Source organism: Jutongia sp. (assembly GCF_057878315.1).
This window is the reverse complement of the sequence record NZ_DBLXSO010000037.1, coordinates 1-23,628: the sequence shown is the minus strand read 5'-3', so window position 1 is coordinate 23,628 and position 23,628 is coordinate 1. Positions and strand designations below refer to the sequence as shown.

The following is a 23,628-nucleotide window of genomic DNA, read 5'->3' as shown; positions in this document are numbered from 1 at the left end:
TCCATACCAATCTACACCGGTATGGATTCTGTTTTTGGGTATAGGAAAATGTCAGATGTATAAAAAACCAGCCCTATACGGATTTGTTCTGATATGAGGGCTGGTTTTTATGATTATATGATGAAAAAATGGTTGTCTTAATCTGCCGTGATCACAGTTCCGGTCTTGCCGGCTACGCCGTCCAAAGCAGTGTTCAGGTCAGTGATAACAGACTTGTGGGCAGGAGAGGAGGATGCGAAGGAAACAGCAGCCTCGATCTTTGGAAGCATTGCTCCTGTAGTGAACTGTCCTTCATCGATATATCTGGTTGCCTCCTCAACAGAGAGATGATCTAACGGTGTTGCCTGTGGCGTGTCAAAGTTCAGCATAACCTTCTCGACACCGGTAAGCAGGAGAAGCATATCTGCCTGAATACCCTCTGCGAGACATGCACTGGTAAGATCCTTCTCGATAACAGCGCTGGCTCCCTTTAAGCGGGTTCCCTGCTGCAGAACAGGAATTCCGCCACCACCGCAGGCAATGACAATCTGATCTGCGTCGAGGAGTGCCTTGATCGCATCTAATTCATAGATTTCGATTGGACGTGGAGCGCCGATGATACGGCGGTAACCCTTGTCGCCGTCCTTGATGACATGGTTGTTTTTCTTTTCCTCAGCTTTGGCTTCCTCCTCCGTCATATAACGACCGATGACCTTGGATGGCTGGCTGAAGGCTGCGTCAAACGGATCAACACGAACCTGTGTGATCAGTGTGGTGACCGGCTTGTAGATACCGCGGTTTAACAGCTCGGTGCGGATCTCATTCTGAAGATCATAGCCAATGTAGCCCTGGCTCATTGCGCTGCAGATGGACATTGGTGCTACTGTATTGTCCGGCTCGAGAAGAGAATACTCGGTCATTGCTGCGTGGATCATGCCGACCTGTGGTCCGTTACTGTGCGTGATCACAACCTGATACTTTGCCTCAACGAGATCGGCAATTGCTGCAGCGGCTTTCTTTACGGCAGCCTTCTGCTCCGGAAAGGTGCTGCCAAGGGCGTTATGACCAAGAGCAACCACGATTTTTTTATTGTTCATAATGGGTACCTCCATATGTATTATGTAGTGATAGACAGATATATTTACGAACAAAAAACATCTGCATTGATAACTTTAAGTATATCATAAACGGAATGATAACACAAGAAAAGAGACGATTGCCATACGGTCAACCGCCCCTTCTCTGATTCATTTATAAATTGGGAATATTATAATATGAAAGCATAATTATTCTCTACGGTTCAAAGGTATGTATTATACCTCGAACAGCAGATCGCCGTAGGTTGGTACCGGCCAGTACGTCTTATCGACGATCATCTCCAGCTCATCGATCGGAGCACGGAGTGTCTCCATATCAGCAAATACAACCTCGCGGAAGAACAGAGCCTGTTCCTTGCCCTCTTCCTTAGTATCTGCCTCATCAACTGCCTTTTCAAGGGTAGCCAGTGCCTTCTGTGCAGAAGCAAGGAGAGTAGATGTTTTCTTTAACAGCTCAGTCTGTACAGATACATCAGCATCCGGACATGCAGTCTGAACCTTTGTGATAGAATCTGCAAGGCTTGTTGTATATTTGATAACAGATGGAATGAACTGTTTGCCAGCCATATCAATCATTGTCTTAGCCTCAATGTTGATCGTCTTTGAGTAGTTCTCATAGTTAATCTCTACACGAGACTCAAGCTCTGCCTTTGTCATGACATTCTGTCTCTCAAACAGATTTACGCTCTTGTCTGTTGCAAGATAAGGAATTGCCTCAACCATGGACTTGATGTTTGGAAGACCACGTCTCTCAGCTTCCTCAACCCACTCATTAGAATATCCGTCTCCGTTGAAGATGATACGCTGATGCTCGGTAACGGTTTTCTTGATCAGAGCGTCAACAGCAGAGTCGAAATCGTCTGCCTGATCAAGCTCATCTGCAAAATCCTGAAGGACATCGGCAACCATAGTATTTAATGTAAAGTTTGGTCCGGAGATGGACATGGAAGAACCAAGCATACGGAACTCGAACTTATTACCGGTGAATGCGAATGGAGATGTACGGTTTCTGTCAGTAGCATCCTTTTTCAGTACCGGAAGAACATGAACACCGGTATCAAGCTTCTCCCCCTGGATAGAGGAAGAAACATCACCTCGGATGATCTGCTCAATGATATCCTCAAGCTGCTCGCCAAGGAAGATAGAAATGATAGCAGGCGGTGCCTCGTTTGCTCCGAGTCTGTGGTCGTTTCCGGGGCTGGAAGCAGACAGACGAAGAAGCTCTGCGTTGTCATCAACAGCCTTGATCACAGCGGCAAGTGTCAGAAGGAACAGCTTGTTCTCATGTGGTTTCTTGCCCGGATCCAGAAGGTTGATTCCGGTATCGGTTACGATAGACCAGTTGTCATGCTTACCGGAACCGTTTACACCTGCAAATGGCTTCTCATGAAGCAGACACTCAAGATTATGTCTCTTAGCTACCTTTTTCATCAGCTCCATAACAAGCTGGTTATGATCGGTAGAGATATTAGCAGTTGTAAAGATTGGAGCCATCTCATGCTGAGCCGGAGCAACCTCGTTATGCTGTGTCTTGGAAAGGATTCCAAGCTTCCAGAGCTCAATGTTGAGATCCTTCATGAATGCAGCGATGCGCTCCTTAATGGTACCGAAGTAGTGATCATCAAGCTCCTGACCCTTTGGAGCCGGTGCACCGAAAAGAGTACGACCGGTGAAGATCAGATCCTTACGCTGTAAATATTTATCTCTGTCAACCAGGAAATATTCCTGCTCAGGTCCTACGGAGCAGGATACCTTCTTGACATCATCATATCCGAAAAGCTTTACGATGCGGACAGCCTGTTTGCTGAGCGCTTCCATGGAACGAAGGAGAGGAGTTTTCTTATCAAGTGCCTCACCTGTATATGAACAAAATGCGGTAGGGATGCAGAGTGTAACGCCGGCAGCATCCTCACGCAGGAATGCAGGTGATGTACAATCCCATGCTGTATATCCTCTTGCCTCAAAGGTCGCACGAAGACCACCTGAAGGGAAAGAAGAAGCGTCCGGTTCACCCTTGATCAGCTCCTTGCCGGAAAATTCAAGAACCGGTTTGCTGTCAGATGCAGGACTTAAGAATGAATCATGCTTCTCTGCTGTAATACCGGTCATTGGCTGAAACCAGTGTGTATAATGAGTAGCGCCGTGCTCTAAAGCCCACTCTTTCATGGCATGAGCGACGACGTTTGCGATATCCTGATTGAGATCCTCGCCATTCTCCAATGTTTTCTTCCATGATTTGTAGACGTCCTTAGGCAACTTTTCCTTCATTACCTCATCGTTGAACACGTCTTTACCAAAAACCTGCTCAATTACGTTTTGTTCCATAATTCCTACCATCCTTTCATCATCAACTGACTTTTTATTTTATGAGGCGGTCGGATAATGTGTCAAACCCTGTTGTCGATGACCGTCTCATGGATGCTGGATAAACTGTTTATGTCAGTCTGATTAGTAAAAAAGGGCGCACTCATTACAAGTAATGAGAACACCCTTGTTCCGTTCGTTATCCAACTGCAGATTACTATATCACAAAATAAATCATTTGAAAAGCCCCTTTTTTGATTTTTTTAAATTCTTTGATCACAAATTCCTTGTTGACAAAACATTTTAATAGGTATACTCTAAAAAACGCTGTCTGTAAAAAGCAGTTATATCACAAGTACATAGCGAATATTCGCAGAGAGAAAGAGGTGTTTTTCGATTGAAGTATCTGAAGCAGTTTTCAATCATTCTTTTCATTTCATTATTAGGAGAAATATTACATAGTATTGTTCCACTTCCGATGCCGGCAAGCATTTATGGTCTGGCAATACTGTTTACGGCATTATCGACAGGGATCATACCATTGGAAGAGGTTCGTGAGACCGGTCGTTTTCTGATCGAGGTAATGCCGCTTATGTTTATTCCGGCGGCAGTCGGACTGCTCGGAGCATATCATACATTAATGCCGGTGCTGGTGCCATATGTAGTGATCACGCTTGTGAGTACACTGCTTGTGATGCTGGTGGCAGGCAGGGTAACGCAGGCGATGAAAGGAGAGGAGCAGACCAATGAGTGAGTTTATGCAGAATTCGGTATTCTGGGGTGTAGCGTTGAGCTTTGTGGCATATGGAATTGGAATGCTGCTGCAGAGAAAATTTCATCGGGCAATTTTTAATCCATTATTAATCTCTGTTATTTTGATTATGGTCTTTCTTGGTGTTTCAGGGACAGATTACAGAAAGTATCAAGAGGGGGCGAATGTGATCAGCTATTTTCTGACACCGGCAACGGTCTGCCTTGCGATTCCTCTTTATGAGCAGATTGAGCTTTTGAAAAAGAACTTCCGTGCGATCATGGTGGGGATACTTTCGGGGGTATTGACAAGTCTTTGCAGTGTGCTTGCCATGTCTGTTTTCTTTGGAATGAATCACAAGGAGTATGCGACGCTCCTGCCAAAATCGATCACAACAGCGATCGGGATGGGCGTTTCGGAGGAGCTTGGCGGTTATGTGACACTTACTGTGGCAATCATAATTATTACCGGTATTCTTGGAAGTGTTCTGGCGGAGACGGCGTGCAGGATCTTTAAAATCACGGAGCCGGTTGCAAGAGGTGTTGCGATCGGAACGGCATCGCATGCGATCGGTACCTCCAAGGCAATGGAAATGGGAGAGACGGAAGGGGCGATTTCCGGCTTGTCGATTGCGGTTGCAGGTCTTTTGACGGTTGTGGGAGCGTCCGTATTTTCCTGCTTTTTATAAAGAAAGGATGTACCGCCTCGCTATTGCTTTTTGAGGGCGAATCGTTTATCATAAGAAAGAGTGTGTGTAACCGATATACATCGAATGTCAGCAAAAGTGTAGAAATGAGGAGTGCTTATGGAGAAGAAGCAGACAAAAAATATAGATATATCTGTACAGGAGCCGGAGGAAATCTTTCATCCGGATTATGTGGCATCACAACAAAAGAAAAAGAAACGTTTCCGGGGAATGCTTGGTCACTGGTTTGGTCTGTTTCTTGTTATTATCATATCAATCGTTATATTTTACTGCCTTTCTAATATGGTGCATATTCTGAAAGCAGTGCGGACGCTGGTGAAGCTTCTGATGCCGGTAATATATGGTCTGGTGATCGCATACCTGCTGAATCCGCTGATGGTATTTTACGGCAATGTATTTTACCGCCTGTTTGGAAGAAAGATTCCGGAGGACGAGGAGCGGCATGTGGAACGTTATCAGAAGTTTTCCAAGGTGATCAGCCTGATCCTGGCGATGATCACAGGTCTGCTGATCATTACCGTGCTGCTCTGGATGCTGATCCCGCAGGTGTTTAACAGTGTCATTGCACTTGCCAATACGCTGCCGGATCAGGCACAGGATTATTATCATAAGGTCAGCAAGTGGGTTATGGACAATCCTTATATGGCCAATCAGTTTCAGGATGCGCTGCTTCATCTGACTGACAGTCTGGATGAGTGGACACAGAAGGATCTGCTTCCGTGGCTGCAGACCGGGCTCCTGCCGAATGTCAATTCGCTTGCGTCTATGTTTGCAAGTGGTGTGTTCAGTGTGCTGGGCGTATTATATAATCTGCTGATCGGCTGTATTGTTGCCGTGTATCTGCTTCTTGGCAAGGAGAAGTTTTTGGCACAGGCAAAGAAAATGATCTATGCGGTCTTTGGAAAGAAGCAGGCAGATGTGATCTTGCATTACAGCCGCATGACAAATGATACATTTAGCGGCTTCATTGTTGGTAAGATCGTGGACTCAGCGATTATCGGAGTGATCTGTTTTATTGTAATGTGGATCCTGAAGCTTCCGTATTCGCTGCTGATCAGCGTGATCGTTGGTGTGACGAATGTGATCCCTGTATTCGGTCCGTATATTGGAGCGGTGCCGAGTGCGTTGCTGATCCTGTTGGTCAGCCCGATGCAGTGTTTATATTTTGTGGTTTTTATCATTATTCTGCAGCAGCTGGACGGAAACGTAATAGGACCTGCTATTCTTGGTGAATCGACCGGTCTGACCGCATTCTGGGTACTTTTTGCAATCCTGCTGTTCGGCGGAATGTGGGGCATTGTCGGCATGATCGTCGGAGTGCCGTTGTTTGCGATGATCTATCGTCTGTTGAAGGACTATCTGGAGCTTCGGCTGTATCATAAGAGACTTAGTACGGAGACAGAGATGTATAAGGATCTGAAGAGTATTCAGTCCGATGTCCAGGGAGATAAGCATTATATCCTGTATACAAAGAAGGAAAAGAGAAATGCAAATCTGCGTAGAGATGCAGAGGATAAAATAACGCTGATGCAGCTGTTAGACCAGAAGCCGATGGATGTTTCGGATGCGGAGGGAGAACAGCCGAAGCTGAAGAATGCAGCAGGGCAGGATAGTCAAAATGCATCGGAGAAGACAGTGGACGATTTGGCAGAAGGCGGCAGAGACGAGTACGGGAAGGTCGTGGAAGCCGGGGAAAACATGCCGGGGCGGACTGTGGAAGCTGCAGATGTATTAGTGACAGACAAGCAGGAACACAAATAAAGCAACGGTTAATGATAGAAAATGATGCCGGCCGGGTGTGCAGGACCGGAATCAAAAGGGGAGCTGTACACAGAAATGGGGAAAATATGATTAAAAGTATGACAGGCTTTGGAAGAAGCGAAGTGATCACCGAGGAATATAAGATGACAGTGGAGATGAAGGCGGTCAATCACAGATACTGCGATATCGGGATCAAGCTTCCTAAGAAGTTTAATGCATTTGAGAATGCAGTGCGTTCCACCGTGAAGGAATATGCTTCCAGAGGTAAGATTGATATTTATATTTCTTATGAGGATTATGCCGGAAAGCGGACAAAGGTGGATTACCACGATACCGTTGCAAGAGGCTATATGGATGCGATCGAGAAGGCGACGGTCACCTTTGGTATTGAAAAGGGAATCTCTGCGGCAGCGCTGATCCGTATGCCGGATGTGATCGCTCTGGATGAGATGGAAGACGATGAAGAGACGCTGTTTCCGGTGCTGGAGCAGACGTTAAGAGAGGCTGCTGTGCGTTTTGCAGAATCCCGAGAGAAGGAAGGGGAGCATCTGTTCCGTGATCTGAATGAGAAGTTAGATGGTATTGAGCAGATGGTATGTGATGTGGAGAAGCGTTCTCCGGAGATGCTTGCTGAGTACAGACAGAAGATCACAGATAAGGTAGAGGAGCTGATTGGTGATAAGAATATTGATGAGCGTGTGCTTGCGACAGAGCTTACGATCTATGCAGATAAGGTCTGTGTGGATGAAGAGACAGTCCGGCTTCACAGCCATATCAAGAATATGAGAGATACATTGCTGCTGGGAGAGAACATCGGACGCAAGCTCGACTTTATCGCACAGGAGATGAATCGAGAATCTAATACCATTCTTTCAAAAGCAAATGACAGGACACTTTCCAATATTGCCATTGATCTGAAGACGGAGATCGAGAAGGTCAGAGAGCAGATTCAGAACATTGAATAATGGCAGAGCCGGGAGGAAATAAAATGCTGGTAAATGTCGGTTATGGGAATGTGGTTAATATGAATAAGGTCATCAGCATTGTGCGTGCCGATGCGGCACCGATCAAGCGGATGATTCAAAATGCCAAGGATGCAGGGCTGGCGGTGGATGCCACCTGTGGCAGAAAAACAAAATGCATTCTGGTCATGGACAGTGGACATCTTGTTTTGTCGGCACTTCTGCCTGAAACGATTGAGAGCAGAGTGAAAACGCCGATGGATTATGAGAAGCATAATGAGGAAATGGAGGAATAAAAATGTCAGACAGAGGAGTTCTTACAGTCATTTCAGGATTTTCAGGAGCCGGGAAAGGAACCGTTGTTAAACAGCTTCTTCAAAAATACGATTATGGTCTGTCGATTTCAGCGACAACCCGATCACCGCGGGAGGGGGAGCAGGATGGCAGAGAATATTTCTTCAAAACCAAGGAAGAATTTGAGAAAATGATCAGAGAGCATCAGCTCATTGAGTATGCGCAGTATGTCGGAAATTATTACGGAACACCAAAGGAATATGTGGTGCAGCAGCTGGAGCAGGGCAAAGACGTTATTCTTGAAATTGAAATGCAGGGAGCGCTTCATGTCCGCGAGATCCTTCCGGAGGTAAATCTGATCTTTCTGACACCGCCAACGGTAGATGAACTGGAACGGCGGCTGGTCAGCAGAGGAACAGAGACGGCAGAGGTAATCCGTGAGCGTATGGCGAGAGCCAAAGAAGAAAGTGCTTATATGAAAAAATACGACTATATTGTCATTAACGATGATCTGGATGAATGCGTGGAGAATGTCCATCAGCTGATCCGTTCGCTTCATTATAAGAGGGAACAGCAGGAGGGCTTCATTCAGAAAATAAAACAGGAGTTTGAAAAAAGATAGTTGATAAATTTATCTTTTTGCGATATTCTAATAGCTAGTGCAATATTTTCAAATTAATCAGATTACAATTGAAAGGGGTATATTTATGTTACATCCATCTTATACAGATTTAATGAAATTAGTAAACAGTGAGGTAGAGACCGGTGAGGCTCCGGTAGTCAACAGCCGTTATTCTATCGTTCTGGCAACCTCCAAGAGAGCACGTCAGCTGATCGATGGAGTTCAGCCACTCGTAAAATCCAAATGTCCAAAACCGCTGTCTACAGCAATTGAGGAGTTAAGCAATTCCAAGATCCGTATTCTCAGCGAGGAAGAGGCTGCTGAGCTTGAGGCAAAGAAAGCCAAAGAGGCACAGGAGAGAGCAGAGGAAGCAGAGTCATTCCTTTCATTTTCTGAGGAAGACTAATCAAATTGTCAGGATAGGAGCTTGTTGATGATGGAACAAAACCAGGATCAGACAAATGAAGTGGAGCAGGAAGAAAACTGCCCGGTAGAAGAAAACACACAGGAGAAGGATAATACGAAGAAACCATCAAAGGCACAGCGCATCCGAAGTGCCATTTTTGAGCTACTTGTTTATGTGGCGATCATTGTGGTATGTGTGATGGTTGTGCCGCGCTATGTGATACAGCGTACGATCGTGGATGGTACCTCTATGGAGGCGACACTGCAGGATCAGGATAACCTTCTGGTCGATAAGCTGTCTTACCGCTTCTCCGATCCAAAACGGTTTGATGTGATCGTATTTTATCCATATGGCAGAGAGAATGAGGATTATTACATTAAGCGGGTAATCGGTCTGCCGGGAGAGACAATACAGATCGTGGGAGATACGATCTATATTGATGGAAAGGTTCTTAAGGAGAACTATGGCAAGGATCCGATGACGGAATCCGGCATTGCCTCGGAGCCGTTAAAACTCGGCAAGGATGAATATTTTGTGTTGGGAGATAACCGTGAGGTCAGCGAGGACAGCCGTTATGAGGAGGTTGGTCCGGTATCCCGCGACAAGATTGAGGGAAGGGCTGTACTTCGGATCTATCCGTTGAACAAGTTTGGCACACTTCGTTCCCAGGGGACTAAGGCTAAGGCTGCAGAGCGCGGTTCGGACGCAGATACAGATGATGCAAAGGTAGTTGCAATCGATGCCGGTCATCAGAGTCGCGGCAACAGCTCGACAGAGCCGGTGGGCCCGGGCTCTTCAGTGCGTAAGGCAAAGGTTGCCGGAGGTGCGACAGGTGTGTCTTCTCATGTGCCGGAGTATAAGATCAACTTAAGTGTTGCCAAAAAGCTTCGTAAGGAGCTTGAATCGCGTGGATATAAGGTTGTTATGATCCGCACGAAGAATAATGTCAATATCAGTAATAAGCAGAGGGCGCAGATTGCCAATAAAAGCGGTGCTGATATCTATGTAAGGATCCATGCGGACAGTTCTGCGTCATCGTCAGTACGGGGAGCATCTGCGTTATATCCGTCGACAAAGAACCGGTATGTCGGAAAGCTCAGTGCGAAGTCTAAGAAGCTGTCTCAGTATATGCTGAACAGTTATTGTAAGAAGACAGGAATTCGCAGCAGAGGTCTCTCTCTCAGAGACGATCTGACAGGAACAAACTGGAGTAAGATTCCGGTGACTCTGATCGAGATGGGATTTTTGAGTAATCCGACAGAGGATCGCTATATGCAGAAAAAGTCTACCCAGAACAAAATGGCAAAGGGAATGGCAGACGGAATTGATAAATATTTTAACCGCTAAACCCTAGAAATAATGCGGGTTTGCGGAGCTTTACAAAAAATATTTTAAAAAAAATCAAAAAAATGCTTGCATTTTGTCAGAAAGTAGTGTAATATATCAACTGCTGACGCGGTAAAGCGCAGTAGCAAAATGGTCTGTTGGTCAAGCGGCTAAGACGTCGCCCTCTCACGGCGAAAACAGGGGTTCGATTCCCCTACAGACTGCTAGCTGTATATGGCAGCTTACAACTTCATATTTGGTCTGTTGGTCAAGCGGCTAAGACGTCGCCCTCTCACGGCGAAAACAGGGGTTCGATTCCCCTACAGACTGCTAACTGTTATTTATAACAGCCCAACCCGAATGGAAATCTACTCGTAGTATATGAGTAGATTTTTGTTTTTTTACATTATAGGAAAGTTGTCGTTTCCTATAATGTAAAAACGCACCGCGAGGATGCGATCACCGCACAGAGGAAGATTGCATAAGCAATTGTGCGGTGACGCGCAAAGTGGGCAAGCCCGCTTTAAGACGGATTGCTTACGAAGGGAGAGGAGAAGGTGGTATTTTCATTGTCGAAGGAGCAGTTCTCAAGAAATCAGTTGAAGTGGATCGCTATGGTAACGATGGTTTTGGATCATGTGGGCTGCATTTTTGTGCCGGTGAAAACGATGCCGGTATGTTATTATCTGCTTCGGGGGATTGGAAGGGTTTCTTTCCCTCTGATCTGTTTTCTTCTGGTACAGGGCTTTTTCTATACGCACAGCCGCAGAAAGTATCTTTTCCGGCTATGGTGCTTTGCACTGGTATCGGAGATTCCGTATGATCTTGCGTTTTTCGGACGTATCTGGAATCCGTGGAATCAGAATGTCTTTGTGACGCTTGCAATCGGACTAATGATGCTTTTGGGACTTTTCCGGACGAAGGAGTATGTTGGGAAAGGGTGGCGTATTCCGATTTCTTGTGGGATCGTTGGGGTTGCCATGGTGGCTGCCGTGCTTTGCCGAAGTGATTATTCGTTTTGGGGAGTGTTAATGATTCTTGCGTTTTATGTGGGGCAGTATGACTGGCGATTGCTGATATACAGCATTTTGCTTTTGTGTGTCGGTCAGGGCTGGCTGGAGGCGTTCGGTGCAGTGGCGTTATTTTTTGTGCGTTATTATGCGGCGGATAGGGATGCGGGCAGGACGAGGCTGCCTCGAAGCTTTTTCTATTGGTTTTATCCGGTACATCTACTGATCTTATATGGGATTTTCGTGCTTTTGTGAGATGGCGGCAGTCTTCAAAATTACCAATGGAAAAATAATAAAAAACAGTTGACAGAATGGAAGTGTAATGATAAGATAATCAAGTGTGCCGCTCAACGAGGTTTTGTGAAATGTCGGAAATGCTTCCGGATACCAAAGTTGGCGAGTAATGATAAGGAGGTGCAAAGATGTACGCAATTATTGCAACAGGTGGAAAGCAGTACAAAGTAGCCGAGGGTGATATCATTAACGTAGAGAAGCTTGCAGCAGAAGCTGGCGAGGCAGTTACATTTGATAGCGTTTTGGCTGTAAACGACGGAGCTATGAAGGCAGGTGCTGATGTAGCAAATGCAAGTGTTTCTGCAACAGTTGTTAAGGAAGGCAGAGCAAAGAAAGTTATCGTTTACAGATATAAGAGAAAAACCGGATATCATAAGAAAAACGGTCACAGACAGGCTTACACACAGGTTAAGATCGATAAGATCAACGCTTAATCCGGTCTGATGGCAGGGATTCTGTGAAGTTCACAGAAGGGTGACAGTATGATAGATGTTGAGATTTTTCAGACTTCCTCCGGGGAGTATACAGGATTTCGGATGAATGGTCATGCGGAGTATGCAGAATATGGTCAGGACATTGTCTGCGCTGCCGTGTCAGCGCTGGTGATCAACACGATCAATTCGATTGAGCAGTATACCGAAGATTCATTTGAAAGTTCTGTAGATCCTGAGACCGGAACCGTTCTTTTTAAAATAAAGGACATGCCGGTCGGATCATCGTCAGAGCTGTTACTGAAATCACTTGTTCTGGGGCTTAATGGCATTCAGGATGAGTATGGTAAGAAACACATTAAACTTCGAATTAAAAAACAGGAGGGATAGAACCATGTTAAAGATGAACCTTCAGTTATTTGCTCATAAAAAGGGAATGGGTTCTACAAAGAACGGTAGAGATTCCGAGTCTAAGAGATTAGGAGCAAAGAGAGCCGATGGACAGTTCGTACTTGCTGGTAACATTTTATACAGACAGCGTGGTACAAAGATTCATCCGGGTGTAAATGTTGGACGCGGTGGAGATGACACTCTGTTTGCACTTGTTGATGGTGTTGTTCGTTTCGAGAGAAAAGGTAGAGACAAAAAGCAGGCTTCCGTATATCCGGTAGAAGCTAAATAAGACTTTTTGACCGGGGATCCGGTTACCGATAAGGGGTTGCCACTGGCAGCCCCTATTTCTTTATTGTATGTGTAGGAAGCTTCCATTGGGCTTTCGACTAAGCGGAAGCAGTTTGAACAAAAGGAGGATATGATGTTTGCTGATAGTGCGAAGATAACGATACGATCCGGAAAAGGCGGAGACGGTCATGTGAGTTTCCGAAGAGAACTGTATGTAGCTGCAGGTGGTCCGGATGGCGGAGACGGCGGCCGTGGTGGTGATCTGATATTTGAAGTGGATCCCCGCGTAAATACACTGAATGACTTTCGTCATATCCGTAAATATTTTGCGGGCGATGGTGAGCCGGGCGGCAAGCGCCGTTGTCATGGAGCCGATGGCGAGGATATGGTTGTTCATGTGCCGGAGGGAACTGTGGTACGCGAGGCAGAGACAGGAAAGGTCATTATTGACATGTCCCATGAACACAAGAGAGAAGTTGTGTTAAAGGGCGGTCGTGGCGGTAAGGGCAACATGAATTATGCAACGCCGACGATGCAGGTGCCGAAGTATGCACAGCCGGGTAAGCCGGGTAGAGAGCTTGAGGTTATTCTGGAGTTAAAGACGATCGCAGATGTGGGATTGATCGGTTTTCCAAATGTTGGAAAGTCTACTTTCTTATCCAGAGTCAGCAATGCAAAGCCAAAGATTGCCAATTATCATTTCACAACACTGAGCCCGATTCTTGGTGTTGTCGATCTGGACGGGGCAGACGGCTTTGTGATCGCCGATATTCCGGGATTGATCGAGGGCGCATCAGAGGGCATTGGACTTGGTCATGAGTTTTTGCGCCATATCGAGCGTACCAAGCTTTTTATTCATATGGTGGATGCAGCTTCCACAGAGGGACGCGATCCGCTCAATGATATTCTTGTCATCAATAAAGAGCTGGAAAACTACAGTCCGGAGCTTATCAAGAGACCGCAGGTCATCGCAGCGAATAAGACGGATGTCTTTTATGGCACGGAGGAGGATACGGTGATCACACTTCTTAAGGAAGAGTTTGAACCGAAGGGAATCCCGGTATTTCCAATCTCTGCCGTAAGCGGCAAGGGCGTTAAGGAACTTTTATATTATGTCCGCAAGGAACTGGATCAGCTTGATCAGGAGCCGGTTGTCTTTGAACAGGAATACGATCTGGAGCAGGAAACCTTCAAGGACGAGCCGTATACGGTTGAGTACGATGAGAAGGAAGGCATGTATGTGGTCGAGGGACCAAGGATCGAGCGTATGCTTGGTTACACGAACCTTGATTCCGAGAAGGGCTTTGAATTTTTCCAGAAGTTCCTGCGCACAAGCGGTATTGTGGACGAACTGGAGAAGCTTGGCATCGAAGAAGGCGATACCGTTCGTATGTATGGTCTTCAGTTTGATTATTTGAGGTGACAGGGTGAAAGAAATCCTTATAGAAACAGGGAGCTGTCTAGTGGCTGCGATGCTGCTGATGATCTGGCACGAAGTAATCCGATTGATTGTATATGCGTGCTGTCAGCGGTCCGTACACTGTTTTCGGACAACTCCGTGGAAGGTGTGGCGGTATATTGATCCGATCGGTCTGATTCTTTCCCTTACCAGCTGTGTGCCGATTTCCAAGCCGTATTTCTACCGGGTCAGGGATCCGATAACAAACAGACGTCTGGGGGTGGCGGGACTTGTCAGTCTGCTCATGGTATTTGCGGGCAGCATACTTGTTCTACGGTTCGGTTACGGAGGCGTGAAGGGACTGGATCATCTGGTAATACATCATTGGTGGCAGAGTATTGTCCCAATTTTCGTACAGTACCTTGCGATGCTCAGCTTTGGGATGTTTGTGGCAAATCTGTTTCCGGTGTCAACGTTTGACATGGGACTTCTGATTGCCGGGACATCACCGACGGGATATCTTGGGATGCTGAAGGTGGATGGAACTGTCAAGCTGATCTTTGTGCTGGTGCTTTTGTTTGATCTGATCCACTATGGTGCATCGAGGCTGATTCTTTTATTATTGTGATTTTGGAAAGGTATGATTGCTGGTATGAGTTTATCTGTTAAGCTGGAAGCATTTGATGGTCCGTTGGATCTTCTGCTTCATCTGATCGAGAAAAATAAGATTGATATCTTTGATATACCGATTGTTGAGATCACGGAGCAGTACATGGATTATGTGTCGCGGATGGAGACAAAGGATATGGATGTGATGAGTGACTTTCTGGTCATGGCAGCGACACTGCTTAAGATTAAGTCCAAAATGCTTCTTCCGGCACCTCCGACCGAGGAGGGCGAGGAGGAAGATCCGAGAGCAGAGCTGGTTGAACGTTTGCTTCAGTATAAGATGTACAAATATGCATCCTATGAGCTGAAGGATCGTCAGCTGGATGCCTCGAGAATGATTTTTAAGGATCCGTCCATCCCGAAGGAGATTGCCGAGTATCAGGAGGAGGTCGATGTGGGAGAACTTCTTTCAGATGTGACGCTTTCCAGACTGCAGAGCATTTTCCGGGATATCATGAAGAAACAGGTCGACAAGATCGATCCGATCCGAAGCAAGTTTGGTAACATCGAGAAGGAGAAGATAAGTCTGACCGACCGGATGCTGCATATCGAGGAATATGCGATGCTTCACGGAAGCTTTACATTCCGCGGAATGCTGGAGGAGCAGCACAGCAAGCTGATGCTGATCGTGACATTTCTGGGAATCCTGGAGCTGATGAAGGTTGGTAAGCTTAAGATCGAACAGGAAAACACCTTTGATGATATTCAGATTACATATGTACCGGGTGTGAAGGACGTAGAGGTTGTGCCGTCCAGTGGCGTATAAGATCCGGAAGGATATTGCGTGAAATAAATATACTCACCCGGCAGATGTTTCGCAGAGAGTTCGTTTTTTGTGCTGAGAAAGGAATGTAAGAAGTAGTATGGATAAGGAAATGAAAATATCAGATCTGGAAGCGGTGATCGAGGCAATTCTTTTTACCATGGGAGAAGCAGTGGAACTGGAACGGATCGCTGCAGCCACAGAGCAGGATGAGGATACCTGCCGTCATGTGATCCGCAACATGATGGACCGGTATGCCGGCGATGACAGAGGAATACAGATCATAGAGCTTGATGGTGCATTTCAGATGTGTACGAAGGCATCCATGTATGAATATCTGGTCCGGATCGCTCATGTGCCGAAGAAGCATGTGCTGACCGATGTTCTTCTTGAGACATTGTCGATCATTGCCTACAAGCAGCCGATCACAAAGCTGGAGGTGGAACACATACGTGGTGTCAAGAGTGATCATGTGATCAACAAGCTTGTCGAGTACAAGCTGATCTGTGAGGTTGGGCGTCTTGATGCACCGGGTCGCCCGATCCTTTTCGCTACGACGGAGGAGTTTTTACGTAACTTCGGCATTGAATCGCTGGAGGATCTGCCGGTGGTAAATCCGGAAAAGGTAGAGGACTTCAAGATTGAGGCAGAGGAAGAGATACAGCTTGAGCTTGATATTTAAGCGGGAAACGTTGGAGCATAACAGAAAATTAGCAGAAATTTAACCGAAGCGGTTTACAAACGCATTACAATGTGTTATTCTTAATAAGTTGTGATTACCGTTGCTCAGATTTCGGATACTCCAACCGGATCTTAGTGACAGGCATATATTAAATTTTAGGAGGAAGAACAATGATTAGCAAAGAGCAGAAAGCAGAAATCGTAAAAGAGTATGGACGTACACCAGAGGATACAGGATCTCCAGAGGTACAGGTAGCAATTCTTACATTCCGTATCCGTGAGCTCACTGAGCATCTGAAGGAGAACAAAAAGGATCACCACTCAAGACGTGGTATGCTGAAGATGATTGGTCAGAGACGTAACCTTCTTGAGTACCTCAAGAAGAAAGATCTTGATGCATATCGTGCACTGATTGAGAAGCTTGGTCTTAGAAAATAATCATGATACAATAAGGGATGAGGCACCTGCAAGGGTGCCTTGTTTTGCAAAGCCCGCCGGGCATAGGAAAGGAGATTATCGATGGCATACAAAACATATTCCATGGAGCTTGCCGGAAGAACTCTGTCAATTGATATCGGACGAGTTGCAAAGCAGGCAAATGGTGCAGCTTTGATGCATTATGGAGACACAACGGTTCTGTGTACCGCAACCGCATCAGAGAAGCCACGTGAGGGAATCGACTTTTTCCCTCTGTCAGTTGAATTTGAAGAGAAGATGTATTCAGTAGGAAAGATTCCGGGAGGTTTCAATAAGCGTGAGGGTAAGGCGTCTGAGAATGCAGTGCTTACCGCCCGTGTTATTGACCGTCCGATGCGTCCTTTATTCCCGAAGGATTATAGAAATGATTGTTCTCTGAACAATCTGGTGCTTTCTGTAGATCCGGAGTGTCGTCCGGAGCTCGTTGCAATGATCGGCTCTGCCGTAGCAACCAGTATTTCAGATATTCCATTTTACGGTCCATGTGCAACAACCCAGATGGGTATGGTAGACGGTGAGTTTATCGTAAACCCAAGCCAGGAGGTATGGGACAACGGTGATCTTCGTCTGACTGTTGCATCTACTGCTGAGAAGGTTATCATGATCGAGGCAGGAGCCAATGAGATTCCTGAGGACAAGATGATCGAAGCAATCTACAAGTGTCATGACGTCAACCAGACGATCATTGCGCTGATCAATCAGATGGTAGAGGAGATCGGTAAGCCAAAGCATGAGTATACAAGTTGTGCGATCCCGGAGGAGATGTTTGAGGAGATCAAGAAGATCGTCCCTCCTGCTGAGATGGAGGAGGCCGTATTCTCTGATGATAAGCAGACAAGAGAAGAGAATGTCCGTCAGGTAACAGAGAAGCTTGCTGAGGCATTTGCGGACAAGGAAGACTGGCTGGAGATTCTGGATGAGGCAGTATATCAGTACCAGAAGAAGACAGTCCGTAAGATGATCTTAAAGGATCATAAGCGTCCGGATGGTCGTGAGATCACACAGATCAGACCGCTTGCAGCAGAGGTTGATCTGATTCCAAGAGTACATGGTTCTGCAATGTTCACCCGTGGACAGACACAGATCTGTAATATTACAACACTTGCTCCTCTTTCTGAGAAGCAGAGAATCGACGGTCTGGATGCCAACAAGACAGAGAAGAGATATATGCATCATTACAATTTCCCTTCATACTCTGTTGGTGAGACAAAGCCAAGTCGTGGACCGGGACGTCGCGAGATCGGTCATGGTGCGCTGGCTGAGAAGGCACTTCTTCCGGTACTTCCGAGCGAGGAAGAGTTTCCATATGCAATCCGTTCCGTATCCGAGACCTTCGAGTCCAACGGTTCTACATCCATGGCATCTACCTGTGCATCCTGCATGTCTCTTATGGCTGCCGGTGTGCCGATCAAGAAGATGGTTGCAGGTATTTCCTGCGGTCTCGTAACCGGAGATACCGATGATGATTTTGTACTTCTGACCGATATCCAGGGTCTTGAGGACTTCTTTGGTGATATGGACTTTAAGGTAACCGGTACAGAGGATGGTATCACAGCAATCCAGATGGATATCAAGATCCACGGACTGACCCGACCAATCGTTGAGGGTGCGATCGCAAGATGCCGTGAGGCAAGAATGTTCATTATGGATACCTGTATGAAGCCTGCAATCAGCGAGCCTCGTGAGAAGGTTGGCGAATTTGCTCCGAAGATCATTCAGATCATGATCGACCCAACCAAGATCGGTGATGTTGTCGGACAGCGTGGCAAGACGATCAATGCACTGATCGAGAGAACAGGCGTTAAGATTGATATCAACGATGAAGGTCAGGTTTCTATCTGTGGTGAGGATGAGGCAATGATGAATGAGGCAAAGCGCCTGATCGAGATCATTACAACAGACTTCCATCAGGGACAGATCCTCGAGGGCGAGGTTGTCAGCATCAAGGAATTTGGTGCATTCGTTGAGTTTGCTCCCGGCAAGGAGGGAATGGTACACATTTCCAAGATCGCCAAAGAGAGAATCAACCATGTTGAGGATGTTCTGACACTTGGCGACCATGTTAAGGTAGTATGCCTTGGCAAGGACAAGATGGGCAGAATGAGCTTCAGCATTAAGGATGTTAAATAAAATCTTATAAAATAATACTATTTGATAAAATGTGAAGTCCTCAATAGAGAGCTTCACATTTTATGTTTTAAAGAAGAGTCAAAAGATATTTTCCAAATTACTGATGCAGCGGATTGCTTCACTGCCGTCTGCTTTTGATCCTGGTACCGTTTTATGAATAAATACTTCTGAAAAGACAGAGAATGATAAATGAGTATTGTAATAATTGATCGGGGTTTACCGATTGACCGGAAATGAAAGGGGATTTGCAATGGAAGAAAATATCAAGGAATATGGCAATATGATGCTGCAGGATGAAAAGGGACATAAGATACAGATGATATCCATTATCGGAGAGATTGAAGGGCACGAATGCTCCTCCAATACGACGAAGACAACGAAATATGAGCATCTTCTGCCGATGTTAGCTTCGCTGGACTGTACGAAGCAGGTGGATGGTGTTTTGTTTGTGATCAATACCATCGGTGGAGATGTATCCTGTGGACTTGCCCTGTCAGAAATGATTGCGTCCCTGTCGAAACCATCTGTGGCACTTGTTATGGGAGACAGTCATTCTATTGGCGTGCCGCTTTCTGTCGCTGCAGATTATACGGTGATCGCACCATCTGCAACGGTCATTATCCATCCGGTACGCATGAGCGGTCAGGTTCTTGGGGCACCACAGACGTATGAATATTTTCAACTGATTCAAGATCGGATTACGGGCTTTATTGCAGACCATTCCGGTATGGATCAGAACAGGCTCGAGAGTATGATGGTAAAGCCGGGAATCCTTACAAGGGATCTGGGGACGATCCTTGTGGGAAAGCAGGCGGTAGAGTGCGGGCTGTTCCAGCAGGTGGGCGGGATGCATGATGCACTCGAGAAGCTGGAGGAGCTGATTGAAGAAGCGGGAACAGTGTAAAAAAGACGGTCGAAACAGTAGAGTGAATCAAGATTGGCAATGGAAATGTGATTGCAAAAGCAGGAGAGCAGGAACAAATCCGGTATGTGGATGTGTTCACATGTCTGAATCAAGAAAAATCAGATATAGCAGCCATATAGGAACCTTAGAAGGAAGGACATCTATAATGAAGAGAGTTTTAAGATTAGAAACGCCAGATGTCTGTGTTCTGCAGAACATCTGACGTTTGTTAAAAAATAAATTATATCAGATAAGCTTCTAGTGTAAGAACGAAACTATGTTTGGTGGTAAATAGACAGGGAAATGGTTACAATCTTTATTTTAAGCAATACGATAGAGAGCGGTACCGTTGCTTTTGACAACGTCTGTTACTCTCAAATCGTAATAAATCCATTTGGAAGTGTGATAGAAGTCAGATTGGAGCAACCGTCGAAAGCATGATCACCAATGAAAGTAACGCTATCCGGAATATTAATCGCGGTTAGTCCAGAACAACCGTAGAATGCAGAATTTCCGATGGAAGTAACGCCGCTTGGAATAGTGATAGAAATCAGTCCAGAGCAGCGGTAGAATACAGAATTACCAATGGAAGTAACGCTACTTGGAATAGTGATAGAGGTTAGTCTGGAACAGTTGGCGAAAGCATCATCACCAATGGAAATAACGCTATTTGGAATAGTGATAGAAGTCAGCCCGGAACAGCCAGTGAAAGCATAATCACCAATGGAAGTAACACTATTTGGAATAGTGATAGAGGTCAGCCCGGAACAGCCAGTGAAAGCATCATTACCAATGGAAGTAACGCTATTTGGAATAGTGATAGAGGTCAGACCGGTGCAACCAGTGAATGCAAAATCTCCAATTGCAGTAACGCCATCTGGAATGTTTATGGAAAAACATTCTGTGTTATCTTTTATGTTATACTCCAATAGAATATTATTAAAAATGACGAAGTCTTTACCTTCACAAAGATTATTCCACCATGGTGTGTCTGTAAAAGCATAAAGTCCAATTTTAGAAACACTGTCTGGAATATTGATAGAGGTCAGTTCGGAGCAGTTGTAAAAGGCTTCATTACCAATGGAAATAACGCTATTTGGAATAGTGGTAGAGGTCAGACCGGTGCAACCGCAAAATGCAGAATCTCCAATGGAAGTAATGGTGTCTGGAATATTGATAGAGGTTAGACTGGAGCAGTAGCTGAATGTAGAATTTTCAATTTTAGAAACTCCATCCGGAATATTGATAGAAGTCAAACCAGAGCAATCGTAGAATGCAGATTTTCCAATGGAAGTAATGCTATCTGGAATATTGATAGAGGTTAGTCCAGAGCAACCGTAAAATGCAGAATCTCCAATGGAAGTAATGGTGTCTGGAATATTGATAGAGGTCAAACTGCCACAGTAACTAAATGTATAATCTTCGATTGTAGAAATGCTATTCGAAATAGTAATGGAGGTCAGTTTGTTACAGTGAGCGAAAGCACCGTATTCAATTTTAGAAACGCTATTCGGAATATTAATAGAGTGTAATTCGTCGCAGTCTTTGAATGCATATTCTCCAATTACAGAAATATTGTCTGGAATATTAACAGAAGAGGAATCTGTGTTATCATTTATGTTGTATTTCAATAGAATATTATTAAAGACTACGAAATCCTTTCCTTTACAAAAATTATTCCACCATGGTGTGTTATCAAAGGTATAGCGAGTGAACGATATGTTGTTTTTGGAAAGTTTCACGGAAGTCAGATTTGAACAGTCACAGAATGCATAATCTTCGATGGAAGTAATACTATCTGGAATATTGATAGAGGTCAGACTTGAGCAGTTAATGAATGCATAAAATCCAATTTTAGAAACGCTATCTGGAATATTGATAGAGGTAAGATTTGAACAGTCACAGAATGCATAATCTTCGATGGAAGTAATGCTATCTGGAATATTGATAGAAGTAAGTCTGTAACAGTGACCGAATGTATAATCTCTAATTGTAGAAATGCTATCCGGAATATTAAAAGAGATCAGCGAGTCGCAGTCATAGAATGCAGAAATTCCAATAGAAATAACACTATTTGGAATATTGATGGAGGTCAGACTGTCGCAGTCTTCGAATGCATAATTTCCGATAGAAGTAATACTATTTGGAATATTGATAGAGGTCAAACTGACACAGTTTTTGAATGCGGAACTTCCGATGGAAATAACACTATTCGGAATTGTGAAAGAGGTTAGACCAGAGCAACCGTAGAATGCAGAAGTTCCAATGGAAGAAATATCCTTTGAAATGACAAGTTCGCCTGATAAATCTTTTGCACATGTATGTATACATGTATAACCACTGTTAACTACTTTGACCAATTTTATATCACCGTCGCTCACCAGCTGATCCCAGGATTTAAGTTGTGTTGTATGATCCTTAGAACTATACAGTCCCGGTGCTCGGAAATCTGCTGGTTCATTGTTGTTATCCGAAGTATTAGTAGAGTTCGAACCGTTGCTGTCGCTCGGAGTTATCGTTGCTTTTGGTTTATTAGAGGATCCCGGAGTGGTAGTGGTATTTGCTCCAGGTGCATTGGTTGCTTTAACGTCTGGAGACGCAGATGTGGTTGAAACGCTGTCATTTGCATTCTTCGCTGTTACCGTTACCTTACATTTCAAAGTAGTCTTTTTGGTTACTTTGGCTGAAGTGAATTTTACGGTTACTTTTGACAGCTTTTCCGGCTATTTTTGCAGTTACTTTACCCTTCGTGGTAACAGAAGCGACCTTTTTATTGGTGCTGGTAAATTTCTGGCTGCGGATCTTTACTCCGGAAGTCTTTTTCATTTTGAGTGTCTTAGAAGCACCAGGCTTCATGGTAAGGCTGGTCTTTGAAAGAGAGACCGGCTTTTTGGCTGCCTCTGCAGTTGACGGCGTGGTTGTACCGCAGACAAGCAGTGATGTGGCGCACAGCCACGCAATAAGTTTCTTCTTCATTATTTTCTCCTTTCAGTGCGATAATGTAAAGTGATAGTACCATCATCAGAAAAAATGAATAGATAACAGAGATGGTACCTATATGAAAATCCGGAATATAAGAAAAAGCTATGGCACACCAATAAAACCATAGCTTATCCTAAAACTCTGGTTTCTCACCAATCACCCCCCGACAATGCAAATAACAATGCCGGAGGAATTTTAGTGAGAAAACCAAGAACGAGGTGTTAGTATGCGTCCACACTAACACCTCGTCATTATCGTATCTGAAAGGCACAGACGCTGTCTGGCAATACAAAAATGTTTCATATACAAAAGAGTATTGTAAAAACGCTCTTTTGTATAATAAAGCTGTGTGTATCGCAGACATTGTCTGTATTGTGTGGTAGTCGCGTTACCATACTTTGCCCACTGTTGTTGGTAGCAACAGTGGGTGGTACACCTGTTATGTTCTTGAATTTTCTCGCCTATTATTTTAGCATATCTGTATTGATTGTACAAGTACAAAAAATCATCAAAAGGATACAAGATTCCATGAATTAAGCAAAGCGGTAAAGTATTTCAAAGAGACGGAGGGAGGTTTTGGAGAAATGTGTAAAACGGTAGAAGATTATGCGGAAGAACGTGAAAAAATAGGACGTGCAGAAGGACGTTCCGAGGAAAGAATGAATGCGATACGCAAAATGCTTCAAAGCGGGATATCCAGAGAAATGATTCTTTCCATGGATTATTCTGAAACTGAGCTGGAAGCCGTTGAACAGGAGTTGTTCGCACAGGCGTAAGACGGATGGATTTGCAATAGATTAAGCTTTGCATACCGATTATTCGATTGTACAACGCTTGAGTTAATATTGTTTAAAGAGAGGCGGGAGGAATCCTGCCTTTTTTGATACATTGCTTGACTAAAACTGATATGTAATGACTTTTGTCAAGAGTAAATTCGAAAAAAATCAAAAAAAATTAATTATTCTGTTTTCTGAAGGCACCCAGAAAGAGCTTCGGAGT

24 protein-coding genes and 2 tRNA genes are annotated in these 23,628 nt (G+C 44.9%); 22 read left to right on the top strand and 4 right to left on the bottom strand.

Annotated elements, in window-relative coordinates; genetic code table 11:
* Positions 1 to 137: 137 nt before the first annotated feature.
* A complete protein-coding gene (arcC, locus tag ACZLMD_RS09440) occupies positions 138 to 1,076 on the bottom strand; it encodes a carbamate kinase (RefSeq protein WP_118561040.1) in 939 nt (312 codons plus the stop codon).
* 216 nt (positions 1,077 to 1,292) lie between these two features.
* Positions 1,293 to 3,401, bottom strand: coding sequence for a glutamine synthetase III family protein (locus ACZLMD_RS09435; protein WP_118561042.1), 2,109 nt, complete (start codon positions 3,399 to 3,401; stop codon positions 1,293 to 1,295).
* Between the two features lie 376 nt (positions 3,402 to 3,777).
* On the opposite strand from ACZLMD_RS09435, the gene ACZLMD_RS09430 reads away from it, so the two are divergent.
* The 21 genes from ACZLMD_RS09430 (at position 3,778) to ACZLMD_RS09330 (ending at position 19,647) form a co-directional block, all read left to right on the top strand.
* The gene (locus tag ACZLMD_RS09430) at positions 3,778 to 4,134 is read left to right on the top strand and encodes a CidA/LrgA family protein (protein ID WP_118561043.1); all 357 of its coding nucleotides are present in this window, start codon (positions 3,778 to 3,780) and stop codon (positions 4,132 to 4,134) included.
* Positions 4,127 to 4,819, top strand: a complete 693-nt coding sequence (locus ACZLMD_RS09425; RefSeq protein ID WP_489495607.1) for an LrgB family protein — start codon at positions 4,127 to 4,129, stop codon at positions 4,817 to 4,819. The genes ACZLMD_RS09430 and ACZLMD_RS09425 overlap by 8 nt, the downstream gene beginning before the upstream one ends.
* Before the next feature lie 117 nt (positions 4,820 to 4,936).
* Positions 4,937 to 6,598: an AI-2E family transporter gene (locus tag ACZLMD_RS09420; RefSeq protein WP_118561045.1), complete on the top strand. Its 1,662-nt coding sequence runs from the start codon at positions 4,937 to 4,939 to the stop codon at positions 6,596 to 6,598.
* 86 nt (positions 6,599 to 6,684) lie between these two features.
* Positions 6,685 to 7,563 (top strand): YicC/YloC family endoribonuclease, encoded by an 879-nt coding sequence (locus ACZLMD_RS09415; RefSeq protein WP_489495606.1) that lies wholly within the window; start codon positions 6,685 to 6,687, stop codon positions 7,561 to 7,563.
* A 23-nt stretch (positions 7,564 to 7,586) separates the two neighbouring features.
* Complete coding sequence (locus ACZLMD_RS09410; RefSeq protein ID WP_022306425.1) at positions 7,587 to 7,856, top strand: DUF370 domain-containing protein; 270 nt, start codon at positions 7,587 to 7,589, stop codon at positions 7,854 to 7,856.
* A gap of 2 nt (positions 7,857 to 7,858) precedes the next feature.
* Positions 7,859 to 8,476 (top strand): guanylate kinase, encoded by a 618-nt coding sequence (gmk, locus tag ACZLMD_RS09405; RefSeq protein ID WP_489495605.1) that lies wholly within the window; start codon positions 7,859 to 7,861, stop codon positions 8,474 to 8,476.
* Positions 8,477 to 8,561: 85 nt separating this feature from the next.
* A complete protein-coding gene (rpoZ, locus tag ACZLMD_RS09400) occupies positions 8,562 to 8,882 on the top strand; it encodes a DNA-directed RNA polymerase subunit omega (RefSeq protein ID WP_482522418.1) in 321 nt (106 codons plus the stop codon).
* A gap of 27 nt (positions 8,883 to 8,909) precedes the next feature.
* On the top strand, positions 8,910 to 10,229 hold the full coding sequence (gene lepB / locus ACZLMD_RS09395) for a signal peptidase I (protein WP_482522417.1): 1,320 nt from the start codon (positions 8,910 to 8,912) through the stop codon (positions 10,227 to 10,229).
* Positions 10,230 to 10,360: 131 nt separating this feature from the next.
* Positions 10,361 to 10,432, top strand: a tRNA-Glu gene (locus ACZLMD_RS09390).
* 34 nt (positions 10,433 to 10,466) lie between these two features.
* A tRNA-Glu gene (locus ACZLMD_RS09385) sits at positions 10,467 to 10,538 on the top strand.
* Positions 10,539 to 10,765: 227 nt separating this feature from the next.
* Entirely contained in the window at positions 10,766 to 11,473 is a 708-nt protein-coding gene (locus ACZLMD_RS09380; protein WP_482523165.1) for a TraX family protein, read from the top strand.
* A gap of 167 nt (positions 11,474 to 11,640) precedes the next feature.
* On the top strand, positions 11,641 to 11,946 hold the full coding sequence (gene rplU, locus ACZLMD_RS09375) for a 50S ribosomal protein L21 (protein ID WP_022306421.1): 306 nt from the start codon (positions 11,641 to 11,643) through the stop codon (positions 11,944 to 11,946).
* A 48-nt stretch (positions 11,947 to 11,994) separates the two neighbouring features.
* The gene (locus ACZLMD_RS09370; protein WP_022306420.1) at positions 11,995 to 12,333 is read left to right on the top strand and encodes a ribosomal-processing cysteine protease Prp; all 339 of its coding nucleotides are present in this window, start codon (positions 11,995 to 11,997) and stop codon (positions 12,331 to 12,333) included.
* 4 nt (positions 12,334 to 12,337) lie between these two features.
* Positions 12,338 to 12,625, top strand: a complete 288-nt coding sequence (gene rpmA, locus ACZLMD_RS09365) for a 50S ribosomal protein L27 (RefSeq protein WP_022306419.1) — start codon at positions 12,338 to 12,340, stop codon at positions 12,623 to 12,625.
* Between the two features lie 132 nt (positions 12,626 to 12,757).
* Complete coding sequence (gene obgE, locus ACZLMD_RS09360) at positions 12,758 to 14,047, top strand: GTPase ObgE (protein WP_022306418.1); 1,290 nt, start codon at positions 12,758 to 12,760, stop codon at positions 14,045 to 14,047.
* Positions 14,048 to 14,087: 40 nt separating this feature from the next.
* Positions 14,088 to 14,651, top strand: a complete 564-nt coding sequence (locus ACZLMD_RS09355) for a hypothetical protein (protein ID WP_489495604.1) — start codon at positions 14,088 to 14,090, stop codon at positions 14,649 to 14,651.
* A gap of 24 nt (positions 14,652 to 14,675) precedes the next feature.
* Positions 14,676 to 15,458 carry a segregation and condensation protein A gene (locus ACZLMD_RS09350; protein ID WP_118561057.1) on the top strand — a complete coding sequence of 261 codons (783 nt, stop codon included), beginning with the start codon at positions 14,676 to 14,678 and terminating at the stop codon, positions 15,456 to 15,458.
* Between the two features lie 109 nt (positions 15,459 to 15,567).
* Complete coding sequence (gene scpB, locus ACZLMD_RS09345) at positions 15,568 to 16,137, top strand: SMC-Scp complex subunit ScpB (RefSeq protein ID WP_118561069.1); 570 nt, start codon at positions 15,568 to 15,570, stop codon at positions 16,135 to 16,137.
* Between the two features lie 170 nt (positions 16,138 to 16,307).
* Positions 16,308 to 16,574, top strand: a complete 267-nt coding sequence (rpsO, locus tag ACZLMD_RS09340) for a 30S ribosomal protein S15 (protein WP_022306414.1) — start codon at positions 16,308 to 16,310, stop codon at positions 16,572 to 16,574.
* A gap of 81 nt (positions 16,575 to 16,655) precedes the next feature.
* Entirely contained in the window at positions 16,656 to 18,743 is a 2,088-nt protein-coding gene (locus ACZLMD_RS09335) for a polyribonucleotide nucleotidyltransferase (protein ID WP_022306413.1), read from the top strand.
* Between the two features lie 250 nt (positions 18,744 to 18,993).
* Entirely contained in the window at positions 18,994 to 19,647 is a 654-nt protein-coding gene (locus ACZLMD_RS09330; RefSeq protein WP_489495603.1) for a ClpP family protease, read from the top strand.
* A gap of 374 nt (positions 19,648 to 20,021) precedes the next feature.
* Here ACZLMD_RS09330 and ACZLMD_RS09325 read toward each other — a convergent pair whose 3' ends face one another.
* Positions 20,022 to 22,307, bottom strand: coding sequence for a leucine-rich repeat domain-containing protein (locus ACZLMD_RS09325; RefSeq protein ID WP_489495602.1), 2,286 nt, complete (start codon positions 22,305 to 22,307; stop codon positions 20,022 to 20,024).
* Positions 22,297 to 22,623 carry an Ig-like domain-containing protein gene (locus ACZLMD_RS09320; RefSeq protein ID WP_489495601.1) on the bottom strand — a complete coding sequence of 109 codons (327 nt, stop codon included), beginning with the start codon at positions 22,621 to 22,623 and terminating at the stop codon, positions 22,297 to 22,299. Before ACZLMD_RS09320 ends, ACZLMD_RS09325 begins: the two co-directional genes overlap by 11 nt.
* Before the next feature lie 590 nt (positions 22,624 to 23,213).
* On the opposite strand from ACZLMD_RS09320, the gene ACZLMD_RS09315 reads away from it, so the two are divergent.
* Complete coding sequence (locus ACZLMD_RS09315; RefSeq protein WP_489495600.1) at positions 23,214 to 23,405, top strand: hypothetical protein; 192 nt, start codon at positions 23,214 to 23,216, stop codon at positions 23,403 to 23,405.
* Positions 23,406 to 23,628 lie beyond the last annotated feature (223 nt).